The following is a 13,387-nucleotide window of genomic DNA, read 5'->3' as shown; positions in this document are numbered from 1 at the left end:
TTGCTAAACCTAAGAAATTATTCTCTTGATGCTGCAGTTTCTTCAACTTTTGTGTCCGGGGCAATATTTAATGTATCAGCTTGTTGTGTATCTTCTTCTTCGTCTAAATCTCGCATTTCGATCTCTTCTTCATCACCAGATAGAATTTTAACATCCATCCCTAAGCTCTGAAGCTCTTTTATAAGAACCTTGAAGGATTCTGGCACACCAGGATCAGGAACATTGTCACCTTTCACGATGGCTTCATAAGTTTTCACACGACCGACAACATCATCGGATTTAACAGTTAGTATCTCTTGAAGTGTATAAGCTGCCCCATAGGCCTCTAATGCCCACACTTCCATCTCACCAAACCGTTGACCACCGAATTGGGCTTTACCACCAAGCGGTTGCTGTGTAACAAGTGAATAAGGACCTGTTGAACGTGCATGCAATTTGTCATCAACCATGTGCGCTAATTTAATCATGTACATGACACCAACGGATACTCTATTATCAAATGGTTCACCTGTTCGACCATCGTAAAGTACTGTCTTAGCGTCTCTCGCCATTCCTGCCTCTTCAATCGTTTCCCAAACATCTTCTTCAGTCGCTCCATCAAAAACAGGTGAAGCCATATGAAGCTTAAGTCCTCTTGCAGCCATTCCAAGATGCAACTCAAGAACTTGACCAATGTTCATACGGGAAGGAACACCTAACGGGTTCAACATGACATCAACAGGAGTACCATCTGGCATGTAAGGCATATCTTCTTCAGGAAGAATACGAGAGATTACCCCTTTGTTACCATGTCGTCCAGCCATCTTGTCACCTTCGGAAATTTTCCGTTTTTGGACAATATACACACGAACGAGTTGGTTCACACCTGGTGGTAGTTCATCTCCATCTTCACGATTAAAAATCTTCACATCTAGAACGATCCCTTCTCCACCATGTGGAACACGAAGAGAAGTATCTCGAACTTCACGTGCCTTTTCACCGAAGATAGCATGCAATAATCTTTCTTCAGCTGTAAGCTCTGTAACGCCTTTAGGTGTTACTTTCCCTACAAGCAGATCACCGTCTTTTACTTCTGCTCCAACTCTGATAATACCTCGTTCATCTAAATTACGCAGGGCATCTTCCCCTACATTTGGGATGTCACGAGTCATTTCTTCTGGTCCGAGCTTTGTGTCACGGGCTTCTGATTCATACTCTTCTATGTGAATAGATGTGTAAACATCATCTTTTACTAAACGTTCACTCATAATAATCGCGTCTTCATAGTTGTAACCTTCCCATGTCATAAAGGCAACAAGTACGTTTCTACCTAACGCTAACTCACCTAGATCCATGGAAGGTCCATCACCTAGGATTTCTCCTTTAGTTACGCGATCTCCAACACTTACGATTGGACGCTGATTATAACAAGTTCCTTGGTTAGAACGGATAAACTTCTGCATCCGATATTTTTGCAAGTCACCTTTTATTTCTTGACCGTCCACTTCTTGCGTATTTCGAACCCATACTTCACGAGCCTCAACATGTTCAACAATTCCATTATGCTTACAAATTACTGCTGCACCAGAGTCTTTAGCTGAGACATACTCCATCCCAGTTCCAACTAAAGGTGCTTCTGGTTTCATAAGTGGAACAGCTTGTCGCTGCATGTTTGCTCCCATCAATGCACGGTTTGAGTCATCATTTTCAAGGAACGGAATACAAGCAGTAGCAGCTGAAACTACTTGTTTTGGTGAGACATCCATATAGTCAATGCGTTCTCTTTTCACTACTGTGTTTTCACCACGGAAACGAGCGATAACTTCTTCATTGATAAATGCACCTTCATCGGAAAGTGGAGCATTTGCTTGTGCAACGACATAATTATCTTCTTCATCAGCAGTAAGATAATCAATTCGATCTGTGAGTAATCCTGTTTCAGGATCGACCCGACGATATGGTGTTTCAATAAAACCAAATCGATTCACTTTTGCAAATGTCGATAAAGAGTTAATTAATCCAATGTTTGGTCCTTCCGGTGTTTCAATTGGACACATACGTCCATAGTGAGAATAGTGAACGTCACGCACTTCCATTCCAGCTCTTTCACGAGTTAAACCACCAGGTCCTAATGCTGATAAACGGCGCTTATGCGTTAATTCAGCGAGTGGATTGGTTTGGTCCATAAATTGAGAAAGCTGAGAACTACCAAAGAACTCCTTAATAGATGCAATTACTGGACGAATATTAATTAATTGTTGTGGAGTGATCGTATTCACATCCTGGATGGACATACGCTCTTTTACAACTCTCTCCATTCGAGAAAGCCCAATTCTAAATTGGTTTTGTAACAATTCTCCAACTGAACGAAGACGACGATTTCCTAAATGATCAATATCATCTGTATTACCCACATCATATAACAAGTCAAAGAAATAACTAATAGAAGAGATAATATCAGCAGGTGTAATGTTCTTAACCTCTTCTTCTACATAGGCATTTCCGATTACGTTAATGACTTTATCATCATCTTCATTAGGTGCATAAATTTTGATCGACTGTACAACAATATCTTCATCTAAAACACCAGATTGCTGACTACATGTCTTAAATCCGGCTCCACTTTCAAGCGCTGGAAGGATTTTGTCTAAAGTCCGTCGATCTAAGATCGTACCTTTTTCCGCAATAATTTCGCCTGTTTCAGGATCAGCTAGTGATTCTGCTAATCTTTGACCGAATAAACGGTTCTTAATATGCAACTTTTTATTTATTTTGTACCGACCTACATTTGCAAGGTCATAGCGTTTTGGATCAAAGAAACGTGATATTAGTAAATTACGTGCGTTCTCCACAGTTGGAGGTTCCCCCGGACGAAGACGCTCGTATATTTCTAATAGAGCTTTCTCAATACTTTCTGTATTATCTTTTTCAAGTGTATTTCTAAGATATTCATTGTCACCAATTAAATCGATGATTTCTTGATCAGAGCCAAAACCAAGTGCTCGCAATAACACTGTTACTGGCAATTTCCTTGTGCGATCAATTCGAACGTATACAACGTCCTTCGCATCTGTTTCGTATTCTAGCCAAGCTCCTCTGTTTGGGATAACAGTAGCAGTAAATCCTTTTTTACCGTTTTTATCAAACTTCCCACTATAGTAAACACTCGGTGAGCGTACTAATTGTGAAACGATGACACGTTCGGCGCCGTTAATAATAAATGTGCCCATTTCTGTCATCAATGGGAAATCTCCCATGAAAACGTCTTGATCTTTTACTTCCCCTGTTTCCTTATTAACAAGGCGTAATTTCACTCGAAGCGGAGCAGAATATGTTGCATCACGCTCTTTTGACTCTTCAACAGAATACTTGGGATCACCTAAACTGTAATCAATAAATTCCAATGATAGATTTCCTGCAAAATCTTCAATTGGAGAAATATCTTGGAACATTTCCTTTAAACCCTCATCAAGAAACCATTGATAAGAAGAAGTTTGGATTTCGATAAGGTTCGGCAGCTCCAATACTTCACTAATACGAGCAAAGCTCCTACGCTGGCGGTGCCGTCCGTACTGAACAAGTTGACCTGTCAACTGATTCACCCCTCAAAATAGTGCATTTTAATAGTGACATTTTCTCATGTGAATTCAGAAAAGCACAAGCTCCTTGGTTACCCCTAATAAACAAATGTTCCGAGACAAGAAAAGTACGGTTATGACTTTTATTGGATCAGGGTATTTGACCTCAGGGGCTAGGCGCTGGAGTTAGACCCAGCATTAGCCGAAATTTAAACTTTTCTATCTTCCCAGAAAAAATGCAATATCCTTAGACAAAAAGAAAAAGGGTTTTGCTTTGAAAACCACATTTTTCATATTACGAACTATTATTTTATAATCTTTTCCAACTTAGCCAAAATCCATACTTCTATTCAGTAATTAGGCAATAAATTAGAAAACACTATATTAGCATTATACAACGTTACCACAAAAGTCAATAGAGGTCAATCATTTTCTTGCTTTCAAAATATAATACCCTTTTCTTTTCGCTTGGATTTCCACATGGTGGAATAACTCTTCCAATTTGGCTTTTGCAGATGGTGCTCCCTGTTTCTTCTGAATGACAACCCAAAGCTCACCGTCTACCTTTAAATGTTGAAAACTGTCTTCGAGAATTCGATGCACAATCTGTTTCCCCGCACGAATTGGCGGATTAGTTAAAATCGCAGCAAAACTCGCTTCTTTCACATTTGAGAGCCCATCACTTTCATAGATATTAACATTGTGCACTTCATTGATTTCGGCATTTTCTTTTGCCAACTCTAGCGCCCTTTGATTAATATCTACCATGTGAATCTGTCGATCAGGGTATTCCTTTGCCAAGGTGAGACCAATCGGCCCATAGCCACAACCGATATCTAAAACCATTCCTTCCATCGGCGTTTGAAAAGTCTCGATTAAAAACCGCGATCCAAAATCAACTTCTTTTTTCGAAAAGACCCCCTGGTCTGTTTTGAAATGTAACAAGTGATTCCGCAAGGTCGTATCCCAATAAATTGGATTACTCGTAATTTCTGGTTGTCGAGAAAAATAATGATCCACCATTAATCGCAGCCTCCTTTTTTAAACCTTAGAGATGAATAGGAGTACAAGACTATTTCAGTGACATGATCCCCTTAAAGAAAAACTTAGGCAAAAAAGCCCGCCGTTAAAGAGCGAGCTTTTTATTTAGGTAAGTATTCAAAAGGGAGGATAAAAAGGACGAAGAAATTCGAAGTGTCATTTTTACCGAGACCTGCAGGACGCAGGTCACAAAGGCGTTGCGACAGGATGTCGTGAACTTAGCCTTTGATTCTTACCTTTTGAACACTTTTTTAGCAGATTCTTACTTAACTTCGACTTCTGCTCCAACTTCTTCAAGTTTACCTTTGATTTCTTCTGCCTCTTCTTTAGAAGCACCTTCTTTGATTGGCTTAGGAGCATTATCAACAAGCTCTTTCGCTTCTTTCAAACCAAGTCCTGTTACTTCACGTACAACTTTGATAACTTTGATTTTTTGACCGCCTGCACCAGCAAGGATTACGTCAAATTCAGTTTGTTCTGCAGCAGCTTCGCCACCAGCAGCGCCACCAGCTACAGCTACAGGAGCAGCTGCTGTTACGCCAAATTCTTCTTCAATTGCTTTAACAAGATCGTTTAGTTCAAGAACTGTCATTTCTTTGACAGCATCGATGATTTGTTCTTTAGTCATGATTTGTTTCCTCCATTTATTGTTTTTTATTAATCTATACGTTTTTTATAGCATTGCACTGTTTAGACAAGCCGTAAATTACTCGTTTACCTATTAAGCACCTTGTTCCTCTTTTTGATCAGCAACTGCTTTTGTAGCAAGAGCCAAATTGCGCATTGGCGCTTGAAGAACACTAAGCAACATAGAAAGTAAACCTTCGCGAGATGGAAGTTCAGCAAGTGCCTTCACTTCTTCAACAGAAGCGATATTACCTTCGATCACTCCAGCTTTAATTTCTAGTGCTTCATTCTTTTTCGCAAATTCGTTAAGAATTTTCGCAGGAGCTACAACATCATCCGCACTAAATGCAATAGCATTCGGTCCTGTAAGGGCATCATTAAGTCCTTCTAGGTTAGCTGCTTCTGCCGCACGGCGAGTCATTGTGTTTTTGTAAACTTTGAAGTCAATGCCTGCTTCACGAAGTTGTTTACGAAGTTCTGTAACTTGTCCTACAGTTAAACCACGGTAATCAACTACAACTGTTGAAACACTTGATTGGAGTTTCTCTTTAATTTCATCTACAAGTTGTTTCTTTTGTTCGATAATTGCGCTCATTCTTACACCTCCCTGATTCAAAATGACATTTATACCCGTATATATGAAGCAAAAAACCTCCATACATAGACATGGAGGTTTTTTGCCCTCAATTCAAATAATTGAGTTTATCGCAAGAACCTCGGCGGGAAATTAAGCTAGATATGCGTCGATACTAGCACCTGCTGTCTACGGTACAAATGTAATATTATATTTTCAACAGCTAATATCTTAACAGATTATATCGCTGAAAGTCAATGTTTTTTTACAAAGAAACAGATTCTACGCGTAAGCCAGGACCCATTGTTGTAGAAACAGTGATGTTTTTAAAGTATTTACCTTTTGATGAAGCTGGTTTTGCTTTTGTTAATGTATCAAGGATAGTATTGTAATTTTCAACTAGTTTTTCATCGTCGAAAGAAGCTTTTCCGATTGGCACATGAACAATACCTGCTTTATCTGCACGATATTCTACTTTACCTGCTTTGATTTCATTTACAGCTTTTTCTACATCAAATGTAACTGTGCCTGTTTTAGGGTTCGGCATTAAACCTTTTGGTCCAAGAGTACGACCAAGTTTACCAACTTCCCCCATCATGTCTGGAGTCGCAACTACTACATCAAATTCGAACCAACCTTGGTTGATTTTATTAATGTATTCTGCATCCCCAACATAATCAGCTCCAGCAGCTTCTGCTTCCTTCGCTTTTTCCCCTTTCGCAAATACAAGCACGCGTTGTGTTTTACCCGTACCATTCGGTAGAACAACAGCACCACGAATTTGTTGGTCAGCTTTTTTCGTATCAATTCCTAAACGGAAAGATACATCAACTGTTGCATCAAATTTAGTAAAGTCTACCTTTTTCGCAAGTTCAATTGCCTCTGCGATTGGATAAGAAGTTGAACGATCAATTTGTTTTAAAGCTTCAATATATTTTTTGCCTTTTTTAGCCATTTTATTTCCTCCTGTAATGTGGTTTTAGCGGAATGACCTCCCACGTAAGAAAAGCGCTAGTGCTCGATAATTAACCATCGCACTAGGAATCCCGTCTTTTACAGACAGTTTTGCAAAACCTCGCTACATAGCTTAGTTTTAAGCAATAAAGGAAGGCTGAACGGTCCCAGCCTTCCCTCTACAGTAACCTTGTTTATGCACTGGAAATCGATCAATCTTCGATTTTGATACCCATGCTACGTGCCGTACCTTCAACCATTTGCATAGCAGCTTCGACGCTGGCAGCATTTAAGTCAGGCATTTTTGTTTCTGCAATTTCGCGCACTTTGTCACGTTTTACAACAGCAACTGTTTTTTTGTTTGGTTCACCAGAACCTGAATCAATTCCAGCCGCTTTCTTTAGAAGAACTGCAGCGGGTGGAGTTTTGGTGATAAATGTAAATGAACGATCCTCAAATACTGTGATTTCAACAGGAATAATTAGTCCTGCTTGATCTGCAGTACGAGCATTGAATTCTTTACAGAATCCCATAATATTTACACCTGCTTGACCGAGTGCCGGTCCTACTGGTGGAGCTGGATTCGCTTTACCTGCAGGAATTTGTAATTTTACAAGTTTGATTACTTTTTTAGCCACGAGACGCACCTCCTTAAAGTCCGTGATGTGGTAATGGGGTTTTGACACCCTCCCACTCATTATAAAAATAGTCAATAATTAACATCTTTTAATAAATACTTAAGATACCATTGACCTAAAAGATTCTACCACTTTTCACAAGCAATTTCAAGCTGTTGTTAGTTTAATTTATCAATTTGTCCAAAGTCGAGTTCAACAGGGGTTTCTCGGCCGAACATATTAACCATAACTTTTACTTTTCCTTTGGTTGCATCTAAATCTTCCACTTTTCCGGAGAAATTAGCAAATGGTCCTTCTTTCACTGTAACTGTTTCTCCAATTTCAAAGTGAACTTCTAGATTTTTATCTTCTAATCCCATGCGCTTTAGAATAAAGTCTATTTCTTCTGGAAGTAAAGGCGTTGGCTTTGATCCTGATCCTGAAGAGCCAACAAATCCCGTTACGCCTGGAGTATTTCGAACGACATACCAGGAATCATCTGTCATAATAATTTCCACTAATACATAGCCTGGAAAAACCTTCTTTTTGACAACTTTCTTTTTACCATTCTTTATATCTGTCTCTTCATCCTCAGGAACAATGACCCTGAAAATTTTATCTTGCATTCCCATTGTCTCAACGCGCTTTTCGAGATTGGTTTTTACTTTATTTTCGTAACCGGAATACGTATGGACAACATACCAGTTTTTTTCCATAGATTAGGACGCTTGTCCTTCCCTCCCTATCACTAATAATTCTCTAGTTTTTTAGTTCAATCCTTTATATTACAGGCCCCAAAAATGAATAAAGCGTAAAATCATGCCTATTTACCATTAATATCGTTTTGTACATTTGGTCTTCTTAATAAAACCTTGCTTTCATTGCGAACTGGCATCATCGCTTTTCTTTGGCTAGCTCTTTCTTTTTCTCGCCACAACTCAAAAAACCCGGGAACCGGGCTTGATAAAAGTAATATATAATTCCATTATATCATGAGTTCTTAAAAGTTATACAAATATCTAGATATCTATTTTAATTTCCAATAATAAAACGCATAAAATATGAAATAATAAAGTCTACTCCCGCAAAGAATAGCGCTAATAAGACAACAGTGGAAATAACAGTAATGGTATAACTAGTTAATTCCTTTCGACGTGGCCAACTAACCTTTCTCATTTCCGAGCGAACATTGCGAAAGAATTGCATTACGCTTGACATGATCGTACCTCCAAAGTTTTCCTAATATATGAAAATGATTATTTTGTTTCTTTATGAATGGTATGAGCTTGACAGTTCTTACAAAATTTCTTCAATTCCAAGCGCTCAGTGGTCGCTTGAGTATTTTTATTAGTGGAGTAATTACGTGATCCACAATCCGCACAGGCTAATGCGACTTTATTTTTCACTTTTCGCACCCGCTCTCTAGGCATTCTTATATCTTTTAAAAAATATCACGTAAGCTAATATCTGTCAATATAAGCTCTCTCACCAAACCCCGAATTCTCGCAGTTCCAGATAACGCTCCAGTTTCCTTTTCACTCTTTGTAAAGCGTTATCAATTGATTTGACGTGACGATCTAACTCGTCAGAAATCTCTTGATATGATCTGCCATCTAAGTAGAGTGCTAACACTTTTCTCTCTAAATCACTTAATAGTTCCATCACTTTGGATTCTATATTATTAATTTTTTCCCGATTGATTAAAAGCTCTTCGGGATCCAAAATCTTCGCTCCCGAGATCACATCCATTAATGTTCGGTCAGATTCTTCATCATAAATAGGCTTGTCCAAAGAAACATAAGAATTAAGCGGGATATGCTTTTGGCGGGTCGCTGTCTTAATAGCCGTAATAATTTGCCTCGTGATACAAAGCTCTGCAAAAGCTTTAAAAGAAGCCAATTTATCTTCCTTAAAATCACGAATAGCCTTATAAAGCCCGATCATGCCTTCTTGTACAATGTCCTCGCGGTCAGCACCTATTAAAAAGTAGGCCCTTGCCTTTGCTCTAACAAAATTACGGTATTTTTTTATGAGGTAGTCTAGTGCTTCACTTTCTCCTTCTTGAATCAGTTCGATCAACTCTTCATCTTCCAGTAAATCATAATTGATGCCGCTGTCTAACCTGATATTTGAGGTCACTCTATCCCCCACCCTTAGATCCATAGATAGAATCATTATACATAACAGAATTTTCATACGTCAACCTTATTTTAAACCACGCCGCCACTTCTCAAAGATTTCAGCAACTTCTGCACTTAAAGGAATTTTGGCAGCGGGAACCTTTTCCCGCGTGCTTTTTAGGCTTTTACCAATGCTGTTATCGATAGCTTGAACCTCTATCAAAAGCTCTCGGGCTGATAGTCTTAATGCCCCTTGGCCAAAAATCGCCCATTGTTCCGTATAATCAGATGTAGCAACATAGATTTGTGTGCGCCTATTACTTAATTCAATGGCCAACTTTTCAATTCTTTCATCTGCTGTTTCTTCTATCTTTGTAAAAATTACTTCTACCTTATGGTTTTTATATCTCTTTTCAATCCCTTTAACTTCGTAGGCATCAAAAACGATGATCACCTTATGTCCAGTAAATCCCTGATAATCTGCCATAATTTCAATAAGACGATCACGGGCTGAAGCAAGGTCATTCATCTTGAGTTCGATTAATTCTGGCCATGCTCCAATGATGTTATAGCCATCCACAATCAAGATATTCATAATTTAACCCTCATCAATAGGCGAGCGTTTCCGCAACACTTCATACATCAACAACGAGGCTGCTACAGATGCATTCAGTGAAGTGACATGTCCCACCATCGGTAAATGGATTAAGAAATCGCATTTATCGCGAACTAATCGCCCCATTCCCTTGCCTTCATTTCCAATGACCAATGCTAAAGGCATTGTCGCATCCATTTTTCGGTAGTCCTCACTACCTTTTGCTTCTGTTCCAAAAATCCAAACACCACGTGTTTTTAATTCATCGATCGTTCTTGCAATGTTCGTTACTCTTGCAACAGGTACATATTCGATTGCTCCTGTTGAAAGCTTAGCAACAGTCGCTGTGAGTCCTACAGAGCGATGTTTTGGAATAATAATTCCGTGAACTCCTGCCGCATCCGCTGTTCGTAAAATAGAACCAAGATTATGAGGATCCTCCAATTCATCTAGAATTAAAAAAAATGGGTCTTCCCCTCTCTTACTAGCGAGTTCAAATAGATCGTCTAACTCAGCATATTGATGTGCAGCAACTTGTGCCACGACCCCTTGGTGATTGGTACTAACTAATTGGTCTATCTTCTGCTTCGGAACAAATTGCACCAATATATTCCGTTCCTTTGCAAGCTTCATGATTAGTTGCATTTGTCCCTTTTGGGAACCATCAGCTATCCAAATTTTGTGAATCCCTCGCTCTGATTTTAAAGCTTCCAAAACCGGATTTTTGCCCGCAATCCACTCTTTACTCACGTTTGTTTCACTCCTTGTTTTCAACTTTCCGTATTGATTCTTCAATGATTTCATCTAACCGCTCTTGGTCATTAGATAAATAAGTCCAACCAACTACTGCCTCAAAAGCAGTGCTATGTCGGTAAGTTTGCACATCTGTATTTTTGGGAGTCGTTCCGGATTTTGCATTTCTCCCTCTTCTCATGACTGCTAATTCTTCTTCAGTTAAAAAATTATCATCCAACAATTGTTTTAATATAGCGGCCTGTGCTTTTGCCGATACGAAATGGGTCGCTTCGATATGAAGCTTATGTGGCTTTGTTTTCCCCTTTTGTAAGAGGTGATGCCGAATATAAACCTCAAATACGGCATCACCCATGTAGGCAAGTGCTAACCCATTCAATTGTCGATAGTCCTTCACATTGGGCTCCATTCCCGTTATCCTCTTTTCCATCTTGTACCTTGTCGGGTATCCTCTAAAATAATATTCATTTCTTTCAACTTATCCCTGATTTGGTCCGCTAAGGCAAAATCTCGATTTTTCCTAGCTTCTAATCTTTGTTCTATTAGTTGATCTACTTCATCATCTAGAAGTTCATCTTGGTTGATTTTCAAGCCGAGTACAGAAAAAAGTTCCTCAAATGTATTTAAAAATGACTTTATAACTTTTGCTGATGTATTCTCTTCCCGTAAATATACATTCCCTTGTTTTGCCAAATCAAATAGCACCGTAATTCCATCGGCTGTATTAAAATCATCATCCATTTCTTTTTCAAACTTTTCCACATGTTGGCTAATCTTCTCTAGCCAAGCCTGATCATTGTCCACTAAATTCGCACTGACTTCTAAACGATGCTTTAAATTCTGATAAGATGTGCGGAGCCGTTCGAGTGCAACTCCCGCATTTTCAAGAAGTTCATTATTGAAATTAATTGGATTACGATAATGAACGGATAGCATGAAGAAACGGAGAACTTGTGGGTCAACTTTTTTGAGAATATCATGGACTAATACAAAATTACCTAGTGATTTTGACATTTTCTCATTATTAATATTGATATAACCATTATGCATCCAATAGTTGGCAAATGGTTCTCCTGTCAAAGCTTCTGATTGTGCAATTTCATTTTCGTGATGCGGGAATGCTAAATCTTGCCCACCAGCATGAATATCAATCGTATCTCCAAGGTATTTCTTCGCCATTGCCGAACATTCAATATGCCACCCAGGTCTCCCTTTGCCCCATGGACTATCCCAAGCGATTTCTCCTTCCTTCGCCATCTTCCAAAGGGCAAAATCTAAAGCATCTTCCTTTTTCTCGCCTACTTGTATCCGTGCACCTACTTTTAAATCATCAATCGACTGGTGAGAAAGTTTTCCGTAACCGTCAAACTTCCTTGTTCGGTAGTATACATCTCCGTCTGATTCATAGGCATAACCTTTTTGCACTAATGTATCAATAAACTCGATAATTTCATCCATATTTTCTGTAACACGCGGATGTACATCTGCTTCCTTACAACCTAGAGCTGAAACATCTGCAAAATAAGCTTGAATAAACTTCTCAGCAATCGCTGGAACGTCTGATTCAAGTTCCTTGGCCACTTTAATTAATTTATCATCAACATCCGTAAAATTAGAGACGAACTGGACTTCGTATCCTCTATATTCTAAATAGCGGCGGACACTATCAAATACAATAGCAGGTCTTGCGTTTCCAATATGAATATAATTATAAACAGTTGGACCGCAGACATACATTTTTACCTTTCCTGCTTCCAATGGTTGAAATGTTTCCTTTTTTCTTGTTAATGTATTATAAATTTGAATGGTCATGTAACGAAGACTCCTTTCGATTTGTTAAATCCTCTGTTCTTAACCGCGTTAATTGCTCTTGCATTTTTTTTATTTCCCGTTCCATTTCTGTCACCTTATCTAACATTGGATCTGGCAGATCACAATGATTTAAGTCCTGTTTTAACTTCATCCCATCCTGGACTACAACTCTTCCTGGAATTCCTACTACTGTAGAATTGGAAGGGACATCCTTTAAAACAACTGAGCCTGCCCCTATTTTGGAATTCTCCCCAATGAGAATATTGCCAAGTACTTTAGCTCCAGTTGCAATTAAAGCATTATTTTCAATGGTGGGATGTCGCTTTCCCTTTTCTTTTCCGGTTCCCCCTAATGTTACACCTTGATAAACAATAACATCATCACCGATCTCACATGTTTCTCCAATGACAATCCCCATACCATGATCCATAAAGAAGCGACGACCAATGACAGCACCTGGGTGAATCTCAATCCCAGTAAAGAAACGACTAACTTGTGAAATCATTCTTGCTAGAAAAAACAATTTTCGTTTATACAAAGCATGTGCAAGACGATGAGCCCATATCGCATGCAACCCTGAGTATGTTAGGAGAACTTCAAATGTGCTACGAGCCGCAGGATCCTGGTCAAACACTGTCTTAATATCTTCTTTCATCCGTTTGAACATGCGTGATGACCCCTTTCTAAAGTGAACCGATTTTTCTTTTTAAAACGAAAGATACATTCTGACCTTAAGG

At 38.9% G+C, this 13,387-nt stretch carries 15 protein-coding genes and 1 other annotated feature; all 15 genes read right to left on the bottom strand.

Annotation, left to right across the window (positions count from 1 at the left end; all coding sequences use genetic code 11):
• Positions 1–17 precede the first annotated feature (17 nt).
• Positions 18–3,572, bottom strand: coding sequence for a DNA-directed RNA polymerase subunit beta (gene rpoB / locus J2Z23_RS06250; protein WP_064467471.1), 3,555 nt, complete (start codon positions 3,570–3,572; stop codon positions 18–20).
• Between the two features lie 411 nt (positions 3,573–3,983).
• The gene (locus J2Z23_RS06245; RefSeq protein ID WP_057985519.1) at positions 3,984–4,580 is read right to left on the bottom strand and encodes a class I SAM-dependent methyltransferase; all 597 of its coding nucleotides are present in this window, start codon (positions 4,578–4,580) and stop codon (positions 3,984–3,986) included.
• A 280-nt stretch (positions 4,581–4,860) separates the two neighbouring features.
• Entirely contained in the window at positions 4,861–5,226 is a 366-nt protein-coding gene (gene rplL / locus J2Z23_RS06240; protein WP_057985517.1) for a 50S ribosomal protein L7/L12, read from the bottom strand.
• A 93-nt stretch (positions 5,227–5,319) separates the two neighbouring features.
• Complete coding sequence (rplJ, locus tag J2Z23_RS06235; protein WP_057985515.1) at positions 5,320–5,820, bottom strand: 50S ribosomal protein L10; 501 nt, start codon at positions 5,818–5,820, stop codon at positions 5,320–5,322.
• 41 nt (positions 5,821–5,861) lie between these two features.
• Positions 5,862–6,012: a sequence feature (ribosomal protein L10 leader region), on the bottom strand.
• A 52-nt stretch (positions 6,013–6,064) separates the two neighbouring features.
• Positions 6,065–6,754: a 50S ribosomal protein L1 gene (gene rplA, locus J2Z23_RS06230; protein ID WP_057985512.1), complete on the bottom strand. Its 690-nt coding sequence runs from the start codon at positions 6,752–6,754 to the stop codon at positions 6,065–6,067.
• Positions 6,755–6,965: 211 nt separating this feature from the next.
• Positions 6,966–7,391 (bottom strand): 50S ribosomal protein L11, encoded by a 426-nt coding sequence (gene rplK / locus J2Z23_RS06225; RefSeq protein ID WP_057985510.1) that lies wholly within the window; start codon positions 7,389–7,391, stop codon positions 6,966–6,968.
• A gap of 158 nt (positions 7,392–7,549) precedes the next feature.
• Entirely contained in the window at positions 7,550–8,086 is a 537-nt protein-coding gene (gene nusG, locus J2Z23_RS06220; RefSeq protein WP_057985508.1) for a transcription termination/antitermination protein NusG, read from the bottom strand.
• Between the two features lie 316 nt (positions 8,087–8,402).
• Positions 8,403–8,588, bottom strand: a complete 186-nt coding sequence (gene secE / locus J2Z23_RS06215) for a preprotein translocase subunit SecE (RefSeq protein ID WP_057985505.1) — start codon at positions 8,586–8,588, stop codon at positions 8,403–8,405.
• 38 nt (positions 8,589–8,626) lie between these two features.
• Positions 8,627–8,776, bottom strand: coding sequence for a 50S ribosomal protein L33 (rpmG, locus tag J2Z23_RS06210; RefSeq protein WP_057995629.1), 150 nt, complete (start codon positions 8,774–8,776; stop codon positions 8,627–8,629).
• A 79-nt stretch (positions 8,777–8,855) separates the two neighbouring features.
• The gene (gene sigH, locus J2Z23_RS06205; RefSeq protein WP_420795691.1) at positions 8,856–9,533 is read right to left on the bottom strand and encodes an RNA polymerase sporulation sigma factor SigH; all 678 of its coding nucleotides are present in this window, start codon (positions 9,531–9,533) and stop codon (positions 8,856–8,858) included.
• A 42-nt stretch (positions 9,534–9,575) separates the two neighbouring features.
• Positions 9,576–10,085: an NYN domain-containing protein gene (locus tag J2Z23_RS06200; RefSeq protein ID WP_064467469.1), complete on the bottom strand. Its 510-nt coding sequence runs from the start codon at positions 10,083–10,085 to the stop codon at positions 9,576–9,578.
• A 3-nt stretch (positions 10,086–10,088) separates the two neighbouring features.
• The gene (gene rlmB, locus J2Z23_RS06195) at positions 10,089–10,835 is read right to left on the bottom strand and encodes a 23S rRNA (guanosine(2251)-2'-O)-methyltransferase RlmB (protein ID WP_057985499.1); all 747 of its coding nucleotides are present in this window, start codon (positions 10,833–10,835) and stop codon (positions 10,089–10,091) included.
• 7 nt (positions 10,836–10,842) lie between these two features.
• Positions 10,843–11,235 (bottom strand): Mini-ribonuclease 3, encoded by a 393-nt coding sequence (locus J2Z23_RS06190; RefSeq protein WP_057985659.1) that lies wholly within the window; start codon positions 11,233–11,235, stop codon positions 10,843–10,845.
• A gap of 17 nt (positions 11,236–11,252) precedes the next feature.
• Positions 11,253–12,650 (bottom strand): cysteine--tRNA ligase, encoded by a 1,398-nt coding sequence (gene cysS, locus J2Z23_RS06185; protein ID WP_064467468.1) that lies wholly within the window; start codon positions 12,648–12,650, stop codon positions 11,253–11,255.
• Entirely contained in the window at positions 12,631–13,317 is a 687-nt protein-coding gene (gene cysE / locus J2Z23_RS06180) for a serine O-acetyltransferase (RefSeq protein WP_057985495.1), read from the bottom strand. Before cysE ends, cysS begins: the two co-directional genes overlap by 20 nt.
• Positions 13,318–13,387 lie beyond the last annotated feature (70 nt).

The organism is Lederbergia galactosidilytica (genome assembly GCF_017873565.1).
Taxonomy (GTDB): Bacteria; Bacillota; Bacilli; order Bacillales; family Bacillaceae_C; genus Lederbergia; species Lederbergia galactosidilytica.
The sequence above is the reverse complement of the archived record's forward strand: the minus strand, read 5'-3'. Positions and strand labels throughout refer to the sequence as shown.

Excerpts from the sequence above, each read along its gene's own strand:
- J2Z23_RS06245 (WP_057985519.1), bottom strand. The coding sequence starts at position 4,580 with ATGGTGGATCATTATTTTTCTCGACAACCAGAAATTACGAGTAATCCA.
- rplL (WP_057985517.1), bottom strand. The coding sequence starts at position 5,226 with ATGACTAAAGAACAAATCATCGATGCTGTCAAAGAAATGACAGTTCTT.
- rplJ (WP_057985515.1), bottom strand. The coding sequence starts at position 5,820 with ATGAGCGCAATTATCGAACAAAAGAAACAACTTGTAGATGAAATTAAA.
- rplA (WP_057985512.1), bottom strand. The coding sequence starts at position 6,754 with ATGGCTAAAAAAGGCAAAAAATATATTGAAGCTTTAAAACAAATTGAT.
- nusG (WP_057985508.1), bottom strand. The coding sequence starts at position 8,086 with ATGGAAAAAAACTGGTATGTTGTCCATACGTATTCCGGTTACGAAAAT.
- secE (WP_057985505.1), bottom strand. The coding sequence starts at position 8,588 with ATGTCAAGCGTAATGCAATTCTTTCGCAATGTTCGCTCGGAAATGAGA.
- sigH (WP_420795691.1), bottom strand. The coding sequence starts at position 9,533 with ATGGATCTAAGGGTGGGGGATAGAGTGACCTCAAATATCAGGTTAGAC.
- J2Z23_RS06200 (WP_064467469.1), bottom strand. The coding sequence starts at position 10,085 with ATGAATATCTTGATTGTGGATGGCTATAACATCATTGGAGCATGGCCA.
- cysS (WP_064467468.1), bottom strand. The coding sequence starts at position 12,650 with ATGACCATTCAAATTTATAATACATTAACAAGAAAAAAGGAAACATTT.
- cysE (WP_057985495.1), bottom strand. The coding sequence starts at position 13,317 with ATGTTCAAACGGATGAAAGAAGATATTAAGACAGTGTTTGACCAGGAT.